12 protein-coding genes are annotated in these 21,802 nt (G+C 55.4%); 5 read left to right on the top strand and 7 right to left on the bottom strand.

The features are described from left to right. Positions 1–406 precede the first annotated feature (406 nt). Complete coding sequence (locus CA54_RS16510) at positions 407–1,486, top strand: DUF1559 family PulG-like putative transporter (RefSeq protein WP_146371908.1); 1,080 nt, start codon at positions 407–409, stop codon at positions 1,484–1,486. A gap of 72 nt (positions 1,487–1,558) precedes the next feature. On the opposite strand, the gene gpmA is transcribed toward CA54_RS16510, so the two are convergent. The 4 genes from gpmA to CA54_RS16490 all read right to left on the bottom strand — a co-directional run bounded on the left by gpmA (position 1,559) and on the right by CA54_RS16490 (position 6,979). After that, positions 1,559–2,308: a 2,3-diphosphoglycerate-dependent phosphoglycerate mutase gene (gene gpmA / locus CA54_RS16505; RefSeq protein WP_146371907.1), complete on the bottom strand. Its 750-nt coding sequence runs from the start codon at positions 2,306–2,308 to the stop codon at positions 1,559–1,561. A 199-nt stretch (positions 2,309–2,507) separates the two neighbouring features. Next, positions 2,508–3,863, bottom strand: coding sequence for a hypothetical protein (locus CA54_RS16500; protein ID WP_146371906.1), 1,356 nt, complete (start codon positions 3,861–3,863; stop codon positions 2,508–2,510). Positions 3,864–3,896: 33 nt separating this feature from the next. Continuing rightward, positions 3,897–4,838 carry a dihydrodipicolinate synthase family protein gene (locus tag CA54_RS16495; protein WP_146371905.1) on the bottom strand — a complete coding sequence of 314 codons (942 nt, stop codon included), beginning with the start codon at positions 4,836–4,838 and terminating at the stop codon, positions 3,897–3,899. Between the two features lie 287 nt (positions 4,839–5,125). Further along, entirely contained in the window at positions 5,126–6,979 is a 1,854-nt protein-coding gene (locus CA54_RS16490; protein WP_146371904.1) for a hypothetical protein, read from the bottom strand. 237 nt (positions 6,980–7,216) lie between these two features. Here CA54_RS16490 and CA54_RS16485 point away from each other — a divergent pair, with 237 nt between their 5' ends. From CA54_RS16485 to CA54_RS16470, 4 genes are all read left to right on the top strand, one after another. Further along, the gene (locus tag CA54_RS16485) at positions 7,217–7,984 is read left to right on the top strand and encodes a phosphorylase family protein (RefSeq protein ID WP_146371903.1); all 768 of its coding nucleotides are present in this window, start codon (positions 7,217–7,219) and stop codon (positions 7,982–7,984) included. Positions 7,985–8,042: 58 nt separating this feature from the next. Next, positions 8,043–9,401, top strand: coding sequence for a sulfatase-like hydrolase/transferase (locus tag CA54_RS16480; RefSeq protein WP_146371902.1), 1,359 nt, complete (start codon positions 8,043–8,045; stop codon positions 9,399–9,401). 309 nt (positions 9,402–9,710) lie between these two features. Then, complete coding sequence (locus tag CA54_RS16475; protein ID WP_146371901.1) at positions 9,711–10,988, top strand: peptidase MA family metallohydrolase; 1,278 nt, start codon at positions 9,711–9,713, stop codon at positions 10,986–10,988. Between the two features lie 660 nt (positions 10,989–11,648). Then, on the top strand, positions 11,649–17,735 hold the full coding sequence (locus CA54_RS16470) for an alpha-2-macroglobulin family protein (protein ID WP_197532510.1): 6,087 nt from the start codon (positions 11,649–11,651) through the stop codon (positions 17,733–17,735). Positions 17,736–17,780: 45 nt separating this feature from the next. Here the strand turns inward: CA54_RS16470 and CA54_RS16465 are convergent, their stop codons facing one another. The 3 genes from CA54_RS16465 to CA54_RS16455 form a co-directional block, all read right to left on the bottom strand. Then, entirely contained in the window at positions 17,781–19,991 is a 2,211-nt protein-coding gene (locus CA54_RS16465; RefSeq protein WP_146371899.1) for a Na+/H+ antiporter NhaC family protein, read from the bottom strand. A gap of 108 nt (positions 19,992–20,099) precedes the next feature. Continuing rightward, on the bottom strand, positions 20,100–20,879 hold the full coding sequence (locus tag CA54_RS16460; RefSeq protein ID WP_146371898.1) for a two-component system sensor histidine kinase NtrB: 780 nt from the start codon (positions 20,877–20,879) through the stop codon (positions 20,100–20,102). A gap of 129 nt (positions 20,880–21,008) precedes the next feature. After that, entirely contained in the window at positions 21,009–21,590 is a 582-nt protein-coding gene (locus CA54_RS16455) for a response regulator (protein ID WP_145378597.1), read from the bottom strand. Between the last annotated feature and the right edge of the window lie 212 nt (positions 21,591–21,802).

Below are 21,802 nucleotides of genomic sequence, written 5' to 3'. Positions count from 1 at the left end.
CTGAAAATCGTCGAAAAGAACCGTCCTGCTGCCGGACGAACCGGTCGACATCGTATCGTAGGAGAACAAACAGGGATAGCTTTTTCGCAACCCCACCATCCAGCGAAATAATCGGACTGGAACACGAACGATCCAAGATCGGCAGAATAGGGGATAATTACCGTTTGCTAACAGGCAGGATTTCTAGCAGGAACGTTTGTCGAAGAGGGCAAATTACGGTCGCATCGGCCGTGAATTGTGCTTAAACTGTATAAAGCACGAATGACGCACTGCCACAAATTGCGTTGAGGCGGAGACATGCGTCGGAGTTGTACAAATCCACTCTGGAACGTTTTTCGGATGCGGCAAAACCGTAGCGTGAGACGCTGACTGTGTTGCGCTCCCAAAACTTTGGAGACAAAATTTTATGATGATGAATCGACGACGCGTTCGCAAGATTTGGCTTCCGCGGCAGACAATCCGCGAAGGTTTTACCCTGGTGGAACTGTTGGTGGTGATCGCCATCATTGCCTTGCTGATTGCCCTGTTGATGCCGGCCGTACAAAAGGTGCGTGAATCGGCTCGCCGCGCGCAATGCTTAAATCATCTGCACCAAATTGGCATCGCCTCCCATAACTACCTCTCGACGTACAACACGTTTCCGCCGGGTTGGATTCAAGGCGACTACTTCGAGGAGTATCAGAATCCTGCCACGCCAGCGAGTTATGGCATCGTTGCGGGTTTTAATGGACCACACCCCACCGGCGAGGTTGACCTGGACCTTCCGACAGGCTCCAACAAATGGAGCGTATCCTACATGTGGGGTTGGCAAGCGTTCCTGCTCTCGGAGATGGATCAAGGCACGGTGAACCTCAAGTTTAACGAGCCAAAATCAACGAACTACAACCTGCAGGGCATTCAAATGGTGATTCCCACCTATGTCTGCCCCAGCGCAACACTCCCCGACCAGCGCGCCGGCGAGTTGGGCTACGCAACCTATCGCGGCTGCATGGGCAACACGGCCGACAATGGGATGATGAATATGAATAGTACCTACAGCGATCGAGATTGCACGGATGGAACTACGATGACGATTCTCTTCGGAGAAAGCCGGTTCGGTTTTTGGGGCGATGCCCTCTCCTGCTGTGCCCGTGTCCCCCGCATGGACGACACTTACAGCGAAAACGACCCCTTGCGAAATGGAAGGGATCAAAAACTTTGGGACTGGTACAGCGCCCCCTTCCAAGCGGGTTGGGAGATGGATGATATTCCCGATGTCGATGACGACGGCGATGACGTAGACGATGTCGACGACGAAGAGAATCATCCGATTCCCGATAGAAACGCGGTTTTCACATATTTTGGCTTCGGCAGTTTTCACGGTGATGCGGTGAACTTCTTCTTCGTCGACGGTTCCGCTCGTCCGCTAGCCAAGACGATGGACAAAACCATTCTCAATGCATTGGCCACTCGCAATGGCCAGGAACGGATCTCCGAAGAATTTTGATCTACGTTCGCTTCAAGCAACCATGAACCATCGGCCGCCGATTCTATTCGGCGGCCGATTTTCGTGGGCGGGTCAGCTTTTGGCTTGGCCTTGTTTGGCGACGGCATCCATCGCCGCTTGGATCGCTGCTTGATCCCCCAGGTACTCATGCCGGATTGGTTTGAGGTTTTCATCCAACTCATAAACCAACGGCACGCCGGTGGGGATATTCAGGCCGACAATTTCTTCTTCGCTCACGTCATCCAAATACTTGACCAGCGCACGTAGGCTGTTGCCGTGGGCGACGATGATCAACTTTTGGCCTGCCTTAATCGCCGGAGCAATCGTCTCGTGCCAATACGGCATGACTCGTTCCACGGTGTCTTTCAGACATTCCGTCAACGGGAGTTGCTCGGCGGACAGGTTCTCGTAACGACGGTCATTGCCGGGACACCGTTCATCGCCGGCATCCAACGGCGGCGGCGGGGTGTCGTAACTTCGTCGCCAAACCAAAACTTGCTCGTCGCCGAACTTTTTAGCGGTCTCCGCTTTGTTGAGTCCCTGCAGGTCCCCGTAATGCCGCTCATTGAGCCGCCAGTCCCGCTCGACCGGAATCCACATCAAGTCCATCTCATCCAGCGCCAACCACAACGTGCGAATCGCTCGTTTGAGCACCGACGTATACGCCTGGTCAAAAGTGAATCCTTGCTCTTTGAGAATTTTTCCGGCACCGCTGGCTTGGCCGATTCCAGCCTCCGTCAGATCCACATCGGTCCAACCGGTAAATCGGTTTTCCAGGTTCCACTGACTTTCACCGTGCCGCAATAAAACGACTTTATACATCGAACTGTGTCTTTCCTAGAATAACGTGTGCTTCGAACGTTTTAACAATCTGGTTTCAGTTGCCGTTTTGGCAATTGCTGAGTTTGGATTTCTAACTGAGCTTCGTTTGGAATTCCGCTGCGGCGCGTCGCAGGTTGGAATGCTTGTCTATCGTACTGCATAGAAGGGTGCGTCGCGACGCCCCCTACGCGGCGTCGATTCACTCCTGTGTACTGACATCGGACGTGTCCTGCAAGTCGCCGGTTGCGGGATAGGTGACTTCGAACCGGCAGTTTTTGACGAATTCTTGGCTGGAGTGCTCCTCGGTTTCGATTCGGATCACAAAACCCCGTTCATAGGTCTCCAGGACCAGCGGTTGACCGAATAATAAGTCGGGGGCGACGATCCGGCACTCTGCATCGCAAACTTGCGACAACTCGGCTGGAAAGCGGCCATTTTGGCGGTAAAAGCGATCCACTCGCAGCGCCCAACGGGCCAGAATGAACCGTTGCCGCATGGCGAGAATCGGCCCCCGCAATTGCGGGGCAGCTGCGAGGTAAGGCTTAACGTACAAAAAAGAACTTTGTGCGACCCGCTGTTGCCAATCGCGGATGTCTGGATTGTCTAACCCCGGTTGATCACTGATCGCTGCCAATTCGGAAAGCATCTGTATCCAGTACACGGCATTGTCAATCACCTGTGGCTCAGAGAGCACTCGTTTGCACCAAGCAATCCATGCAGGCGCTCCTGGCATGCTGATCGCTTCTCGAATCCGGGGCAGCGCGGTTCCGTCAATCAAATAAGTTCGAATTGCAATCAACGTCGGTTGGCAACGGCAGTCGCTTGCTGCGCGCGAGAGTTCGCCGTCCAGTGCTAAAAAATCCGCCGGTGTGATTTTTCCCCCGGAGAGCAGTTCTGCTAGAGAATTGAGGCTCGTGTTTTGCATGGCGATCGCCGTGAAACGAGATTCTGTCAGCGACTCTTCCCCAACCAGCCTAGCTGACTGAAACCCTTGAATCGTCGACGAGAACGCCGCCTGGTCTTCCCCGGTTCCCAACGACCAGAGGACCTCCGCGTGTAGCAAATCGCTCAATGCCCGGCATTTCAATATCTTGGACCGACGCGGATCGCCTGCAGAGGCATCGACCAAAAGTCGGCAGTGCGGGCGAGCCACCGCCTGCGCAATCAGCTCTCGACTTTTTTGATTCGCCTGCAATTCATCACGTAGCGGCCCGTGCGCACCGGCGCGCGTTGGTGTTTCGGCCGTCATCAATTGCAAATACGCTTGTTCCGGTTCCTGTAGCGCGCCGATCGCTTCCAGCAACAACGGACCGGCATCGTCCTGAGGGTTGTCGAGCTTGATTGCCAGGTCCGCGCTACGCACCGGTTCACCACGACCTTCGATGCGGCGAATCTCCGCCTTCCAAGCAGCGTGGGATTGGTACAGTTGGAAGCAATAGACCGCCGCCGCCGCAACCAGTAACGTCGGCACCGTCCAAAGCGCCAGCCGCTTCAGCAGTGACGACCGTTTCGCCGATTTGTCCTCCATGAAAATCGCCTTTCCGCGAACGTGCATTGTCTCAACCTCTGTCAGCAGAGCATGCCGCTGTTAGGGGATGTTCGGCCAATGTTTTCGCCAACCAATGCGGTCCAGGATCCAATCCAACTCCGCTTGTTCCACGGCGCTCATCGCCGCCGCTGCTGGGGGAGCCAACACGTCAGGGCAATCAATCACGCCACGCTCGTGCAGCATCGTTTTGAGTAGTTCCTCGGAATAGTCCAGATAAAACTGCAAGTACGGCAGAATCTGTTCCACGTAAATCTTGGCCGCTTGCTCCGTCTCGCCCTCAAGATGTGCGTGAACGGCGGCGGCGTGTAGGTCGAGGGCTTCGGTCCCGGTCATGAATGCCGTGACACCCAAGCGCAACAGATGCAGCAAGTGCTTACCACCCGCGCCGCCGATCACCGAGATATTCCCGCCGGAAAGTTCCAGCAGCTGTGCAGTCTTGGTGACAAAGTTTTTGCCTTCGGCTTTGACGTGTTGTACGCCGGCAATCTCTTGATCCATCCGCCACAATAACTGGGCCGTCAGAATCGATGAACTAGCGGGGGTGTCTTGGATGATGATTGGCAGTGTGGTTGCCTCCGACAGCGACGCATAATAGTCGAAGGCGCCCTCCGCATCGGGCAGATCGACATACGGCAGCGCCGCCATAATCATATCCGCGCCAAGTTGTTCGGCTTGGCGGGCATAGTTCAGCGAGGTACCGACCCCCGGAGCAGTGACACCGAGAAACACCGGCACGCGGCCGGCCACTTCGTCGACAATCATCTCGGTCAAACTCTGCCGGGCATGGTCGGGGATTTTGTGAAATTCCGAAGCGATCCCAAAATGGCCAATCGCCACGGCGCCGCACTTCAGGCAGTATTGCACCAACCGCCGCTGGCTCGCTTCGTCAATAGCACCATCGCGAGTGATCGCTGTGGGCAGAATCGGCATCATGCCCCGCAGTCCAACTTGCGATGTATCTGGATCCTCCGAGTTGTTCATAATCACGGCACTTTCACTGCAATTCGTTTCAAAACCCTCTGCAGCGTCTCGCTGACACTGATCTGCAAGTTTCCAGAACAAGCTCAACCGGGTTTTGAAAGTGGTTCTCGACGATGGTTTGGGATGTGCGACTCAAGATCGCATCCGCGCGGCCCCTGTGCGGGATCGGCGGGGAGATCATACCAAATCAATCGGCAGTGAAAACCGCAACAGTGTGAGGCTGCTGGTGCAACGACTAATATGCGGGGCGTCAGACGGTTGCACCATTCTTGACTCTAGGAACACGGCTATTCATAGGGAAGTTGCGGTGGCAGATTTTTTCTGTCGATGACATCAACGGCAACACGAAATCGCGGCTTCCCCTCTAACTTGCGTGCGTAGAACCGGAGGGTCGATGAGTCACCCAAACGTATTTGATGGCTGGTCCAGCGATCCTCAGAAACAAGCCCGCCGTTGCCCCAGGATCGAGAACCCTTGTCCGGTTCGGAATCGACAAATGCGAACTCGAATTGGTGATTTCCCAGAGGGACCACGCGGAAACTAAGAAGCTTTGTCGTACCTTCGAGGGTACGATAGATAAATACCGCCGGCTCATTCACCGCGAATTCAAGGTCCGCGAATTTGCTCCCCTGTTCAACTTCGCGAATCCCCAGCTCCTTCAACAATTCGACATCGATTGTCTTGGGAGGAAAGTCCTCGATTTTCATGGTCTTGGCGAGTTGTTTCAGACGGTTTTTGTATTTCCCTGGATCTGACGTCGTTTCGCTGAGCGCGTGTGCGGTCAGTATGACATGCAACGCTTCGTCGGCTCGTTTGAGCCGGTGCAGCAACTCTGCTGTGGCGATCAATGCCTCAATCGATGTAGTGGATTGAGATTGCAGATACGACAGAACTCGTGATTCCAAATCTCGATCACCATACCAATGACGGTGGAACAAGACGAGCGCCTCGACTGGAGGCTTCTCTGTCAGAAAAGCTTCGCAGGCCGCACGAATTTCCTCACGCTGCATACGGTCCAAATACGACACGTAGTAAGTATACCGCCTGGATTGACCGCCACCATTCAGATTTCCATTGATGTCCAAGTCCGTACGAGATTCGTGATCCGGGAATACCTCGAGGACGAAGTTGTTATGCTTGACACGCAAATGTTGCACGCTCTCGTCGGCTGCCAATTCGGGCACGTCCCAACCCTGGGTCGCCAATTCGTCGGAAATCGCACGTAGAAGGTCTTGGGGCGGCTCATCAGCTTGAAAGGTCCAAACCGACTGGTTGCGGTTCATCAGCCCGTGTCCGGAAAATAGCAACTCTGCATTGTGATTTTCTAAAAACGTCAGCGGCTCCGTCTCTTTAAAATCCGGATAAAAATAATTTGGAAGCGGCGGTAGCATGCTATGCTTTTCACGCAAACCGTCGAAATGTTTGACCATTGCGTCCGCGATTTGCTTGGCAATGTCTTCGGCCACCAATTTGTATTTCGCTGCTGACGATCCAATACCAGTCGTCGTCGAATCGTGTTCTAGCTTGCCGTGCCAATCAAACTCAATTTTCGGCGGTGTGAGATTATCGATATACGAATTGTGGCTACGGACCACGTTGTCTGATGCCACAATACTGATTTTGGCCTGAACCGCATGTTCGATGAGCAACCCGGACTCTTCCAAATTCTTGAGGTCTAATGAGACAAAAATGTCCGGCGCTCGTTCCCCTTGCGGCATCGACTCCCCCAGCGGGTAGTAGTCGATTCGCTGGAACGCAGGCTGTTGTTTCAGCCGCTCCAGTACTAGTCCTCCAACCCGTTTCATCAAGGTGTGGTCGCTGCGATTGATGATCGCAATATGGCTGTCAGCAAAAAAACTAGGGTTGCTAGAAGTCGAGCTCGCCGAGGACGCCAGATTGTTCTTGGCATTCAGCTTGCCGAATTGGGCCTCAAATGTCACACCGGCCGCTGGTTCTGATTCGTCCCCCAACAGCTGTTCGATGAAGTTTCCTTCGGCATCCCGCTCGGCTCGAATCGCTTGGTTCGGAACATCGGGCGAAAAGCCGAACCACAGTACGGCCAGGATCGTCATCGGCAGCCAAACGCCAAAGAACAACCACACGTGGCGATGTTTGCGGATTTTTTCGCGGGAAATGAACATCGTTTCGTCCGTTTTTGCTGTGAGTGAATTCGCCGGCGAGCGCGTGCGCAACGCCCCGTAACCAGTCATTCGTCCGAGGCACGTTTATCTTAACCGACTTTTCGAAAACTCGCACAAATCGGCCGCCGGATGGATCATCCTGTGGACATGCGATACAGTGCGGGTGGAGATTTCGCAGCGGACCGTTGCCGTTCGTCCCGGAATCGTCCACTTTGTGAAATTGCTACTGGACCAAGAATGACCACCCCGCCCCCACCCGAAAAGAATGCCGCGCATGCCGACATCGGCATTGTCTGCGCACTGCCGCTGGAAATCGCACCGTTTTTGGAACGTTGCGAAAAACTCCGTAAATACAAGAGCGATCACTTCGTGTTTCGCGGCGGTCGTTATGGAGACATTAAAGTCGCCATTGTGGAAACCGGCACCGGCTTCGCGCCTGCCCGGCGGGCGACGCAGGCCATGGTCGATGCGCACTCGCCCTCCTGGATTCTCTCCGCCGGCTTCTCAGGCGCATTACAACCGGAAATGAAAATTGGCAACATTGTGATGGCCAACGATGTTTGCGACGTGCATGGACAGGAATTACGTGTCGACATCAACATGCCGGCCAACCCCGACGGTGGACTCTACGTGGGCCGGATCCTGAATACCGACGAGATCGTCCGCACCGTGGATGAGAAACGGCAATTGGCCGAACAACATCACGCGCTGGCCGTCGACATGGAAAGCTTGGCTGTCGCTCAAGTCTGTCGCGATACGCAGACGCGGTTTTTAGCTGTGCGGGTGATCAGCGACGATATGTCGGCCGACCTGCCGCCGGAAGTCTTGTCGATTCTAGGGGCGACCGGCACGTATCGCGTGGGTGCTGCTATGGGAGCCATGTGGAAACGCCCCGCCGCCGTTAAGGATTTATGGAAGCTCCGCGAATCAGCCAATTTTGCCGCCGAGCGTCTCGCCATTTTCCTGGATGGAGTCGTCGCTCAATTGTATGAATCACGACATTAGCATCGTCGCGTTTTCAAAAAAACGCGGTGGGAACGTGACGCGTGATAGGTGAAACCACATGGATAGAAAACGACTCGTCAATACAGGGCTGATCATCATTCTGCTCGCGGGGTTGCCGGAAATGAGTTCCGGTGGCGAGGCACCGCAAAATCGTTTGCCCAACATTGTACTGATCACCGCTGACAATTTGGGCTATGGCGACGTGGGTTGTTATGGCAACTCCACGATCAAAACGCCCGCCATTGATCGGTTGGCGACACAAGGGGTGCGCTGCACTTCATTTTATTCGGCCTCTCCCACCTGCACTGTTTCGCGGGCGACGTTACTCACCGGACGATATCCAGAGCGTATCGGGCTGAATCATCAACTCAGTGCCAAGCAAAACCTAGGCATTGGATTGCGGCAGACCGAAAAACTGATTCCGCAATATCTCAAACCATTGGGCTACGCGACCGCTTGTTTCGGTAAATGGAATATCGGTTTCGCGCCCGGCAGTCGCCCGACCGAACGAGGGTTCGATGAGTTTTTCGGGAACGCGTCGGGGAACTTCGACTATTACACACACATTTATGCTGGCCGCAACGACCTCTATCACGGTACCGAACCGGTAAAGGTCGCAGGATACAGCACCGATCTGTTCGCCGAAGCGGCATGCGATTTCATCGGCCGCCATACGCAGTCCCCGTTTTTCTTGTATCTTCCCTTCAATGCACCGCACTTCCCCAGCTCGCGGAACAAAGGGCCGGGCGAGCCGAATATCTGGCAAGCCCCGGCAACCGCTTTGGCTGCCTACGGATATGCAGAGGATGAAGCCGATCCGCAAAAGCGATATCACGCCGTCGTCACCGCGCTGGATACGGGGATTGATCGCGTCTTAAAAAAATTGGACGCACTCCACCTGACCGACGACACGCTGGTCATTTTCTACTCCGACAATGGCGCTTTCATGTTGCCGGGCCGTGGCTTGGAGGTCGCCTCGAATCGACCGCTCCGTGATGGGGGAATCACATTGTGGGAAGGGGGGATTCGCGTCCCCTGCATCGTCCGTTGGCCAGGGCGACTCAAACCGGGTTCGCTCAGCGACCAACCTTGGATCAGTCTCGATATCCTCCCCCTCATTCTTTCCGTCGCCGGCGTTGAACGTCCCGAGACGCCGGTACTGGACGGGGTCGATCCGCTGCCAGAGTTACGCGATGATACGCGACCGTCGCCGCGGCGATTCTTTTGGGGATTTCGCGGCATGCAAGCTGTGCGAGAGGGCCGCTACAAATGGATTCTCCCCAAACGACGGCCCGTTGCCCAACTGTTTGATCTGAGCAGCGATGTGTCGGAAAAAGTTGACCTAGCCTCTTCACAGCCGGAAGTTGCCGACTCTCTGCGCCGGGCATTCGCCGAGTGGCGCTCGCAATTTCCTTGAAGCCAAAATGTAAACATTGCATTTTTTACAATCGGGCCTTGGCAAGGCTGCGATGCGCTGGTTTCGAGATAAAAACTTTCCCAACCTGCAACTTCCAGCCGTGTAAGCTCTTACCGCGCGGTGCGTGCGATGCTGCTGCGGTGAAATGTGCCTTTTCACAGATTTGGCCTCAAGTTTGCTTCTTTGATCTGACCGCACGACGCGGCTGACATTTACAAACACGTCCCCTGGTCAGCCGTCACTCATTTCAAACACTACGGTCCTCGCAGGAAGCGAAGACCGCACTCCACTCTGGAGGATACATCGAGCATGGATGCTCTCCTGATTCGACTCGCGCTTGCCGCCGCTGCCATCACATCGATGGGCGCAAGTTATCAATCCCCGAACTTTACCGTTACCGCACCCACCGAAAAAATGGCCCAACAAGTGGCTCAACATGCTGAGCATCATCGTCGCGAATTGGCGATGGCTTGGTTGGGACACGAATTGCCCAACTGGTATTCCCCCTGCCCTGTCAAAGTCAAAGTCGGCCAACTGGGAGCCGGCGGATATACATCGTTCTCCTTCGATCGTGGCAAGTCGGGCCAAATGGAAGTTTTTGGCTGGAATATGGTCGTCCAAGGCTCGCTGGAACGCGTGTTGGATTCGGTCATTCCCCACGAAGTCAGCCACACCATCTTCGCCTGTCACTTTCGCCGTCCGTTACCGCGTTGGGCCGATGAAGGAGCGGCCACGTTGGCCGAACACGAGTCGGAAAAAAGACGCCAACTGATGACCGTCAAACAAATCCTACATACCAGCCAGCGAATTCCGCTGCGGAAATTATTGAGCATGAAAGAATATCCCAAAGACCCGCAAGCCGTGTTGAGCTTGTATGCTCAGGGATATACGTTGGCCGAGTTATTGGTGCAAACTGAGGGCAAGGAGTGCTACCTGAAATTTCTCGCCGAATCAGAAAAACTGGGCTGGGATCGTGCCATCAAAAAACACTACGGTTACCACAATTTGGAATCATTGGAAAAACGTTGGGAGAATTGGATTGAAGAGGGATGCCCGCGCCTCGACAGACAGGAAGCACCTCTCTTAGCTGCTGGAAACTCGAACAATCGTAACAACGAAAACCTGGTCGTCCGCTCGCAAACGCCCGATGAGCCGGAAGCAGAACTTCAATCCGGTGTGGCCGCCAAAAACGGTCCACTGAGCCGCTTAGTGGCTCCGCGGCCTAAAGTCGCAGCCCGCCCCCGTCGCACAACACAGCCAACCGCCTTGGCAGCGGCGGCACGACAAACGCGTCCCAACACGAAGACCAATTCGCGTAGCGGCAACGATGGTTGGATTGCCATTCGCACCTCCGGCCGCGCCCTGCCGGCCATGGCTACCTCGCAAACCATTGCTGCTGCAAATCGCAGAGAACAAACAAATGTTCGCTCACGACGGCGAACTAATTCCAATACCACAGACCTGCCGGAAACAACCGAGACGCCTAGAAGCTGGCCCGGCAGCAAGACCTCAAATCAACGACAGATCTCCGCAGACCGTCGCACAAAGAAACGTTCGGAATTCCCCGACCGAACATCGCGACAATGACCCAGTGCCGCCGGCAATAGCCGGTACGAACGAGCGTTCGGACCTCCCCAACCGAGCGTCGACTCACGCCCATCGGATTGTCGATAACCACAGGTGAATGCCCCCCGCATTGTCCCCCACCCTGGTTCTTGCCTTCCTCAAATGGGCCAAACGAAACCGACAAGCCTTCCGCCCCCCACGGAAGGCTTGTCGGCATTTCCAGGCGGCGGGCGGTGACGACCGCCGGCGGGTTCGAGCTTCCGCTCGGTGTGGCGTGGTCCGCTCCCGTTGGTCGCTGGTGTGCGTGAAGGGGCTTGCTATAGGGTTTATTGGGCTGGGGTAATGCTGTGGTGTGTGACTCCCATTTTTGTCATGCGAGCTAACGATTTTGCAAATCACGCCTAGAGTAGCGATGCGGCTCAACCGGAGCATCGCCGGATCGTGAATGGTCCGCAATAACTTATCCTAACGGTTGCGCCGCCGACAACCGTGGAAGCAGGCCGCGATTTTATGTTCCGGGGCGTTTTTCCGGAACTTTCGCCGCGTCGCTGCCGTCTCATGCGGTGTAGTTGGGGCAAATTCGGCTATGCGATATGCTATCGCTGTACGCTTGCACGCCCGTTTTTATTCAAAATCTATCTCCATCATATATCGGGTTGATTCATGTTCCAGAAATTCTACGTGAAATCGCTTATGATCGTGCTGGTCGGCGCCGCTTGCGCGTATGCCGCCCAAGCCTCAGTGGTCCCCAAACAGGGCGAGGTCCAAAAATTGTTCAACGAAGGGAATTACAAAGAGGCATACGACGATTTCCGCCGGCGTGCCTTACTCAAGGATGCGAACCCGCGGGAGGTCGGGACCGATCTCCTGATGGCCTTGAATTGTCTGCAGCGCTTAAATCGTGCCAATGAGATCGATGCGTTTCGCGACGAAGTGATTGCCCAACATGCCGACAATTGGCGGTTGCTCAAAGCAGCGGCTCAGTCGCTGCAGAACGGCCCGCACTACGGTTTCATGATTGCCGGAGAATTCGAGCGGGGGCAACATCGCGGCGGTGGGCAACATGCCAGTTCTCAGCAGCGCGACCGCGTGCGGGCGTTGCAATTGATGCAGCAAGCCATGCCGCTGCTGGACGAGGAACAATCAAAGCCCGAGGTCGCGCAGTACTATCGCGACTTCGCCAATATGCTATTACAAAATCGCCGCGGCGGGCAGGCGTGGCGGTTGCAGTATTTGACCGACTTGACGACGCTGCCCGACTACGAGGTCGGCGGAAATCGTTATGGTTACGGGGGCAGCACGCAAGGGGCGGCGGTCGATGCCGAGGGCAAACCGGTCTTTTATCATGTGCCGGAAAGTTACGCGGCCTCACAATCCGACGGCGAGCGCTGGCGGTGGTTGCTCTCCCAAGTGGTGGAGTTCGCGCCGCAGCGACGTGCGGAAATCGACACGTTCTTCGCGCAGTTCCTTCGTGAACAATTTGGTGTGACGACATTGGCTCATTATTCCAGATTCTTCGGGCAAACCGACGACGAGGGGGATGAAAGCGGCACCTATGCACTACACACGCTCAAGGAAACCGAGACGATCGCCCGCCTAGCCACCGGCATCAAACGCTTTTCGCTCCCCGATGAATTCAACTTCATCAAAATCTACCAATCAGTCGCTGAGATGCCGGAGGATCACTACGCCGATCAGGCGCTCATGACATTGGCACAACTGTTTTCCGACCGTCGTCAGTATGACCGGTCGGCGGAGTATTGGCGGGAAAGCTTGGAACGCTTTCCCAATCGAAACGGCTCCAACAAAAAACAGCAACTGGCGCAGATCGTTGACAACTGGGGGATGTTTGATGCCTCCGGCGTTCAACCCGCGCGAAGCGGAGCGACGATCGACTATCGTTTTCGCAACGGCAAACGCTTGCAACTGACCGCATATGAACTCCGCATCCCCGAATTGTTGGCTGACGTTAAAAAATATATCTCCGACAATCCGCAACGGCTCGATTACAAGAAGATGAACATCGATAACATTGGGTATCGAATTGTTCAGCAAAACGAACGCAAATATCTGGGCAAGCAGGTCGCCGATTGGTCGCTCGATTTGGAGCCCCGTGAGAACCATTTCGACAAACGCATCACCATCACCACGCCGCTCCAAAATGCCGGCGCCTATTTGCTGACGGCGAAACTGGAGGACGGCAACGTCAGCCGCATCATCGTTTGGCTGGACGATACGGTGATCGCCAAGAAGCAGTTGGATGGCCAAGTGATGTACTACGTCGCCGACGCCGTCACCGGCAAGCCGATCCCTAAGGCCAACTTAGAGTTTTTCGGCTTTCGTCAGGAACCAGTCAAGAATCGCCGCAATCAATTCCGCGTGCTCACCAATAATTTTGCGGAGTTCACCAACGAAAACGGTATTGTCACCACCGACGCCAAACGTCAGCCGAGGGATTACACGTGGCTGATCACCGCTCGTACCAAAGACGGACGCTTCGCGTATTACGGTTTCAATTCTGTGTGGTACGGTCAGTACTACGATCAGCAATACAACCAGACCAAGGTCTTTACGATCACGGACCGTCCGGTCTATCGCCCCAACCAAAAGGTCGAATTCAAGTTCTGGGTGCGGCACGCGCAGTATGACCAAGCGGACCGCTCGGACTTTGCGAATCAAGAATTCACGGTTCGCATCACCGATGGCCGTGGGCAAAAAGTCTTCGAAGAAAAACTGAAGAGCGACGATTACGGCGGAATCGTCGGGGAGTATTCGCTGCCCAAAGACGCCACGCTTGGCGCATATCAATTGCAGATCATCGGGCACGGCGGCGGCTCGTTTCGCGTCGAGGAATACAAAAAGCCCGAATTCGAAGTCACCGTCGAAGCGCCCGACGAACCGGTCATGCTGGGCGAAAAAATCACCGCCAAAATCGTCGCCAAATATTACTTCGGAGCACCGGTCACCAACGGAACGGTCAAATACAAGGTCCTGCGTTCTAAGTATTCACAACAATGGTACCCGCCCAGCATTTGGGATTGGTTCTACGGTCCGGGATACTGGTGGTTTGGGTATGACTACACTTGGTACCCCGGTTGGAACGACTGGGGTTGCCGGCGCCCGGTCGGCTGGTGGTGGCCCGCGCGTCACGATCCGCCCGAGGTGGTCCTGGAGAACGAAGTCGAAATCGGCGAAGACGGCACCGTCGCCTTGGAAATCGATACGGCGCTGGCCAAAGAAATTCACGGCAACAGCGACCACCGTTACGAGATCACCGCTGAAGTCGTAGACGAGTCGCGGCGAACCATCGTCGGCAAAGGCAAAGTGCTCGTCGCCCGCAAACCGTTCAAGGTCTTCACCTGGCTCGACCGTGGGTATTACCGCGTTGGCGACGACATCAACGCCAGTTTCTCGGCCCACACCCTGGATAACAAACCGGTGCAAGGGACCGGAAAGCTAACCTTGTACCGCGTCAGCTATAACGAAAAGAATGAACCGGTTGAAACCGTTGAAGAGACATGGGACGTCAATACGAATGACGAGGGCAAGGCGTCACAAAAAATCGCCGCCTCCCGCGCCGGGCAATTTCGGCTCTCCTATAAACTGACCGATGCCGCCGGACACGAAATCGAAGGCGCCTACGTCTTCATCGTCCGTGGCGATGGCTTTGACGGCCGACAGTTTCGCTTTGATGACATCGAAATCATTACCGACAAACGGGAATACAAACCGGGTGAAACGGTACGGATGGCGCTCAATACCAATCGTAGCGACGCCACCATTTTGTTATTTGTGCGACCCACCAACGGCGTCTATCTGCCGCCGCAAGTGATCCGTATGGATGGGAAGAGCACGGTTGTTGATGTGACGGTCGTCCAAAAGGACATGCCCAACTTCTTCGTCGAAGCGATGACCATTTCCGACGCCAAGATTCATACCGGGATGCGCGAAGTCATCGTTCCGCCCGAAAAACGAGTGTTAAACGTCGACGTCACCTCCTCGGCCGAATCGTATAAACCGGGAGAACCGGCCAAGGTCAGCATCAAATTGACCGACACCGATGGCGAACCGTTCATGGGATCGACAGTGCTCTCGATCTACGATAAGAGCGTGGAATACATTTCCGGCGGATCAAACGTACCGGAGATCAAAGCCTTCTTCTGGAAATGGCGGAGGCGACATACACCGCGGACCGAATCGAATCTCACACGGTATTTCGGCAACATGCTGAAACCCAAAGAGGTCGCCATGCAGTTTCTGGGCGCGTTCGGGGCGACGGTTGTCGATGAAATTGCCGACAGTGCCATAAAAGAGAACCGCGGCGGTGGCGGCGCAAGATTCGGCCCATCTCGAGGCCGCGCGATGTCTAAATCCATGGCGGCACCGGCTGCCACGCGGATGGAAGCGTCTGAAGGGCTGGCCATGGCCGATGCCGTCCCCGAAGACAGCGGCGGAGGGGACGTTGTCGAACCGACGGTCCGCAGCAACTTCGCCGATACCGCCCTGTGGGTCGGAACCCTTGAAACGGACAAGAACGGCATAGCGGAAGTCACCTTGGATATGCCGGAAAACCTCACCGCTTGGAAAATCCGTAGCTGGGCGATGGGACAGGGGACGAAAGTCGGGCAAGGTGAATCAGAAGTCGTAACCGCCAAAAACCTGCTCGTCCGTCTACAGGCTCCGCGGTTTTTCATGCAAAACGATGAAGTGGTTCTGTCGGCCAACGTGCATAATTATCTGGACCAGGACAAATCAGTGCGCGTCGAACTTGAATTGGACGGCGACACGCTGCGAGCACAATCCGGCACCACGCAAACCATCACCGTGCCGGCCGGCGGCGATGTCCGTGTCGATTGGCGGGTCAGCGTAGTCAATCCCGGTGAAGCAACGATTCGCGTCAAAGCACTGACCGATGAAGAATCGGACGCGATGCAGATGAAGTTCCCGGTGTACGTCCATGGCATGCTCAAGCTGGAGTCATTCTCCGGTGCGTTGCGGCCCGACGAAACGAGCGGAAAGTTTACGATCGACGTTCCCGAGGCACGACGGATCAATGAGTCGATCTTAGAAATCCGCTATTCCCCCAGTTTGGCCGGCGCGATGGTCGATGCGCTGCCTTATCTGATCAACTACCCTTATAAGACGACCGAAAGCACGCTCAATCGGTTCTTGCCGGCGGTCATCACGCAGAACATTTTGTTGCGGATGAAACTGAACCTCAAAGACATCCGCGAAAAACGGACGAATCTCAATGCCCAGGAAATCGGCGACGATGCCCAGCGGGCAACGCAATGGAAACGGTTCGACGTGGATCCGGTCTTCGACGAGGACCTCATGCGCGAGATCGTTGCCGAAAACCTGCAAGCTTTGACCGAGATGCAACTGGCCGACGGCGGTTGGGGTTGGTTCTCCGGATGGGGCGAGCATTCCTATCCGCACACGACAGCCAACGTCGTTCGCGGCCTGCAACTGGCCCAGGCCAACGACGTCGCCCTGGTACCGGGGATGTACGAACGCGGCGTCGAGTGGTTAAAGCGTTACCAGGATCAGCAAATCGAATTGCTCAAAAACGCAGCCACCGAAAAGAAACCGTATAAAACGAGGGCCGATAATCTCGACGCACTGGTCTATATGGTGCTCGTCGACGCCGACATCGCCAGCGCCGACATGCGAGAGTTTTTGTATCGCGATCGCACCAAGTTGTCGGTCTACGGCATGGCGCTGTTTGGTTTGGCACTGCAAAAACAACAGCAAGCTGAACAGTTGGCGATGATCATGCGGAACATCGAACAATACCTCGTCGAAGATGACGAAAACCAAACCGCGTATCTCAACCTCCCCAACGGCGGGTATTGGTGGTCTTGGTACGGCAGCGAATTTGAGGCGCATGCGATGTACCTCAAATTGCTGGCTCGCACAGAACCGAAGTCACGCAAGGCGTCGCGGCTGGTGAAATATCTGTTGAACAATCGCAAGCACGCCACCTACTGGAACAGCACTCGCGACACGGCGTTGTGTGTTGAAGCCCTTGCCGATTACATGGTCGCCAGCGGCGAAGACCGGCCGGACATGACGGTCGAGATCTACTACGACGGCGAAAAACAGAAGGAAGTCAAAATCGACGCCGAAAACCTCTTCAGCTTCGACAACAAAGTCGTTCTGGTGGGCGATGCGATCACCACCGGTCGGCATACGATTGAACTCCGCAAAAAGGGAACCGGCCCGCTCTATTTCAACGGCTACCTGACGACTTTCACGCTAGAGAAATTCATCAAGCGTGCCGGTTTAGAAGTCAAAGTCAATCGCAAGTACTACAAGTTGGTCGAGCGTGAAAAAACGGTCAAAGTCGCCGGCTCCCGCGGGCAAGCGGTCGATCAAAAAGTCGAAAAATATGATCGGCAACAGCTCGTCAATCTGGAACAAATCCAAAGCGGCGACCTGATCGAAATCGAATTAGAAATCGACAGCAAAAACGACTACGAATACCTCGTCTTCGAAGACATGAAAGCGGCCGGGTTTGAACCGTACGAAGTCCGTAGCGGCTACGGCGGTAAGGGCATGCGAGCCTATATGGAACTGCGCGATGACCGTGTCACGTTCTTCGTGCGGCATTTGGCTCGCGGTAAACACAGCATCGCCTATCGCATGCGGGCGGAGATCCCCGGCCTCTTCAACGCCCTGCCGACGCGCGGCTATGCGATGTATGCTCCGGAGCTAAAGGGCAACTCCGACGAGATGCAGGTGCGGATCGTGGACGAAACCAAGTAGTTGCAGACCAAGCGGTTCATTGACTGAGCGATTGAGGGCGGGGACTTAATACTTTCCGCCCTCATCGTCTTCCGACGGCTCTTCTTCCACCTCTGCTTCGGCTTCAGCCGCTTCGGCGGCCTCACGTTCCAGGCGGCGTTCGCGTTTTTCTTCATCCTCATTCGCCTCTTCGGATTCGTCGTCTGCGACGTTGGATTCCGGAGTCGCTTCGCCGATTTCAGCCAGGATGATATTGGCTTGGGTCTCAGCCGATCGGCCGTAGAATTGAATGATCAACAGCAACACAATGGCCCCCATCGGCAACAGGGCGACTAAAAACGAATAGCCAAAACCGATGGGGATATAACCAAACAGTAGTGAGACGCCGGCGACGGTCAGCGCGTACGGGACTTGCGTGCCGACGTGATCCAGGTGGTCGCAATTTGTGGCGGCCGACGAAAGGACCGTCGTATCGGAAATCGGCGAACAATGATCACCAAAAATAGCGCCGGACAGGACCGCTCCGATCGAAGCGACCATCAAATGATGGCTGGGATCTCCCTGGTTGAGCAGGGCCAGTTTACTGTGCGTGATGGTGATCGCCAGCGGCATCAGCAGTCCCATGGTCGTGAAGGAGCTTCCCGTTGCCAGGGAAATCACACCCGCCAAAACAAACACCACGGCCGGCACCCATTGGACGGCGAGTGTTTGCTGCGTATGTTCGACAAGAAAACCGGCTGTATTCAATTGGCCTGCCTGACAAATATCGGCCAAGGCCCACGCCAGGATCAAAATCACCACGGCCAAAAACATACTCTTGGCTCCATTCAGCCAAGCTTCGACCGCTTGATTCAACGTTAACGACTTGAAGAGCAATGCCGTTGCCATGGCAACCAGTGAGGCCGTGAAGGACGCAAAAAACAACACGCGGTTCGATTCGGCCAATGCGATGACCCGCCAGATCGTTTTTTCCAACACCGGCTGACCCGATGCAACTGCCTGCGCATTGGCGACATCCAGCAGACGGCTCCCGCTGAACCATAGGCCCAGCAACACCAATGCAACGAGACCGACCAGGGGAATGATCGCATTGAAAGCAGTCGGCCGATCGGGCAGGTCGACCGATGGCGAGTCATTGACCGCAACGGCCGATCCCGGCGCGGCTGGTTGGTCATAAACCAAAGTACGGATTTCGGCTTTGAGCATCGGACCATAGTCATGACCCACGATTGCAATCAAAGCGACGAACACCAGCAAATAAACCGCATAGAATCGAAAAGGGATGCTAAACAGAAAAACCTCGTACACGCTCTGTGAATCGAGTCCCAAGATCGTATACGTGTCCTGGATCTGGCCCAATTCAAATCCCACCCACGTGGATATCAACGCCAAACCGGCGACCGGGGCCGCTGTGGAATCGACCAGAAACGACAGTTTCTCACGCGAGATTTTCAGACGATCGGTCACCGGCCGCATCGTCGTTCCGACGAGCATGGTATTGGCGTAATCATCAAAGAACACGACCATACCGAGACACCACGTCATCAACTGGCCCCGCTGACGTGTCCGCGTAAACCGCGACATCGAGTCCACCAGCGCATGCGTGCCGCCGCTGGCCGACATCACACCAATCGTCGCGCCGAGAAACATCGTGAACAGTAAAATGAGCAAATGCGAGTGCGCTGGATCATTGGGCTGCGTTAGTTGATTCAGCAAGTACGTATCGAGCGTGCGAACGAAGCCGGCATAAAAATTGCCTCGCGCTAATATGACCGCCCCCACCCAGACGCTGGCAAACAGTGCGACAATGACGTTCCGCAGCCAAACGGCAACGCCAATCGCCAGTAGCGGCGGCAATAGGCTGAGCAGTCCCGAAATCCGTACGACCGACAACACGACAGTCCGCTGTGGCTGCTTCAATCGGTGGACGGAAATTTTGTTGCTTTCCACGTAGACCTTCGTCTCGCGGGCGAAGTCGGTGGTGAGCGTCAGGAGACCATGTTGAAACGGAGGAATCGCCTTGGGTTTGCCGGCAGTGCGAATGATGATGCCTTCGATCATCGCACGGTCGTTGAAACCGGTATCCAGTTGTCCGTCCGGATCGAGGGCTTCGATGACCACTTTTGAAACCGGGACACCGGAGATGACCACACCCGGATTGAGGATGCGAAATTGCGGGGGCAACGGAGGCGGGTTACGCTCGGCGGCCGGCACTTGCCCACAGGCGGGATGCGCCAGCAACAGCAGTAGCAGACAACTCGCCGAGAACGTTTTCATCACTCAGCCACCATTCCTTTGGCATACTCTCGATGAGGCAAAACGAGGCCGCTCCATCGTACGACAAAATGGCGCACCCTTGCATCAAATGCAGCCGCGGCAACTCACCTACTTGTCGTTGTTGCCGTTGTCGTGCGTGGGCCAAAACACCGCGCAGACCGTTTCTTCCGACGGTGTACGCGAAACGTCAATCCGTCCGCCGTGACCATCGACAATCCGCCAGCATTTGGACAGGCCGAAACCCAATCCACGACCAGCTTGCCGTCCGGAATAAAACGGGTCGAACAAATGCTCCCGGTCGATATCGCTCAAGCCGGGGCCGTTGTCGATGACGCACAGCCTAACAAACCGTGCGGTGCCTTCCAAGACAGATGTCGTGGTGACCCGCACGCGGCCCTGTTCTCCGGTGGCTTCGGCGGCGTTTTGCAACAAACTGCTGATGACGATTTTCAGTTGCAGCGGATCGGCGTGGAGTGCTGGGCAGTCCTCGATCTGCTGTTCCAACGTCGTGCCCGTAGCGGCGAAAACTTCGGCGAGCTTGTCCGCAACTTCGCTGACCGTGGCCGCCAAATCACACGCTTGGGGAACTGGTTCGGGAGGTCGGCCAAACAGCATCGTATCGCCGATCATGTCGCGAATGCGATACGCTTGAGCACCGATGGCAGCCAGTTCCCGTCGACGTCGCGGGTCGGACTCCTCATCCAGAAGACGCTGCGCACGGTTGATGATCACGGCCAACGGATTGTTAATTTCGTGACCCGCCCCGGCGGCGAATTCGGCCAATGCCTCCAACTTGGCTTGCCATAACTGTTGCTGCGCCAATTCGGAGTCCATGGTCGGGCCTGTATTGCCGGAATGAGCCGGTGGATCATTGAAAAGCGGGCGCATGGATTATTGATTCCGGTGACAACGTGAAATTGAACCGGGGGATGTTTGCCGCGTTGATTTGTAACGACTTGTAGTAAAAAAAGCCCAGCCCGGGATTTGCCGGGCTGGGCCTCTCGTTGAATTCGCTGACTATTTCCCGCTGGTCGGTTCGATGTCCAACTGGCTACACAGCTCATCGACAAGCGCGTCGACTTCGAATGGTTTTTGCAGAAACACATTCGCGCCGGCCTCAATCAGTTCCCCTTTTTTGTCCTCTTCGACCATACCGCTGATACAGATGATCCGCGTATCGTCCAAATTCGAATCGCTGCGTACGCGCTGGCACACTTCTTTACCGTTGATGTCCGGAAGCATGACGTCCAGCACGATGACGTCGGGCCGGTATTCCTTGACCATCATCCCGGCATCGAACCCGTTGTTGGCCGTACGGATTTCGAAACGGCCGTCAGCTTCCAATGCGTCGCTGATCAATTCTACTAGTTCTTCGTCGTCATCCACTACCAGCGCCTTGCGGCGTCCGCTTTCTAGCGCATCGGTTGGAATACCGTTTTCCTTCATGAACTTGTACAGCAAGTCCCGAGGAATCCGACGAAACCGGGATCCGGGAACCCGGAACCCCTTGAGTTGGCCTGAGTCGAAACAACGAATAATCGTTTGCTGACTGACTTTGCAGACCTTTGCCGCCTCACCGGTCGTAAAGACTGTTTTCATGGTGCTCGTCCACCTTCACCATCGGTCTGCGATCCCGCATCCGACGTAACAGAACCTCTCGTGAATCCCTCCGCGAAGAGAGGCCAAGCCCTCCCTGACCGCGACAACCGCTTTTCGGACCGACCTCTCAAGGCATCCACACCACATCTGCATGCAAAGATCTCGAAACGTTGCGGGCAAAACGTGGGGAGGCTGCGTGGATCAGGACAATC

This window comes from Symmachiella macrocystis, from assembly GCF_007860075.1.
GTDB lineage: Bacteria > Planctomycetota > Planctomycetia > Planctomycetales > Planctomycetaceae > Symmachiella > Symmachiella macrocystis.
This window is presented reverse-complemented; position numbering and strand designations above follow the sequence as displayed.

Bases quoted from the DNA above. Each gene is read 5' to 3' on its own strand.
- CA54_RS16465 (WP_146371899.1), bottom strand. From the start codon at position 19,991: ATGAAAACGTTCTCGGCGAGTTGTCTGCTACTGCTGTTGCTGGCGCAT.
- CA54_RS16485 (WP_146371903.1), top strand. From the start codon at position 7,217: ATGACCACCCCGCCCCCACCCGAAAAGAATGCCGCGCATGCCGACATC.
- CA54_RS16480 (WP_146371902.1), top strand. From the start codon at position 8,043: ATGGATAGAAAACGACTCGTCAATACAGGGCTGATCATCATTCTGCTC.
- CA54_RS16500 (WP_146371906.1), bottom strand. From the start codon at position 3,863: ATGCACGTTCGCGGAAAGGCGATTTTCATGGAGGACAAATCGGCGAAA.
- CA54_RS16495 (WP_146371905.1), bottom strand. From the start codon at position 4,838: ATGAACAACTCGGAGGATCCAGATACATCGCAAGTTGGACTGCGGGGC.
- CA54_RS16455 (WP_145378597.1), bottom strand. From the start codon at position 21,590: ATGAAAACAGTCTTTACGACCGGTGAGGCGGCAAAGGTCTGCAAAGTC.
- CA54_RS16490 (WP_146371904.1), bottom strand. From the start codon at position 6,979: ATGTTCATTTCCCGCGAAAAAATCCGCAAACATCGCCACGTGTGGTTG.
- gpmA (WP_146371907.1), bottom strand. From the start codon at position 2,308: ATGTATAAAGTCGTTTTATTGCGGCACGGTGAAAGTCAGTGGAACCTG.
- CA54_RS16475 (WP_146371901.1), top strand. From the start codon at position 9,711: ATGGATGCTCTCCTGATTCGACTCGCGCTTGCCGCCGCTGCCATCACA.
- CA54_RS16510 (WP_146371908.1), top strand. From the start codon at position 407: ATGATGATGAATCGACGACGCGTTCGCAAGATTTGGCTTCCGCGGCAG.
- CA54_RS16460 (WP_146371898.1), bottom strand. From the start codon at position 20,879: ATGCGCCCGCTTTTCAATGATCCACCGGCTCATTCCGGCAATACAGGC.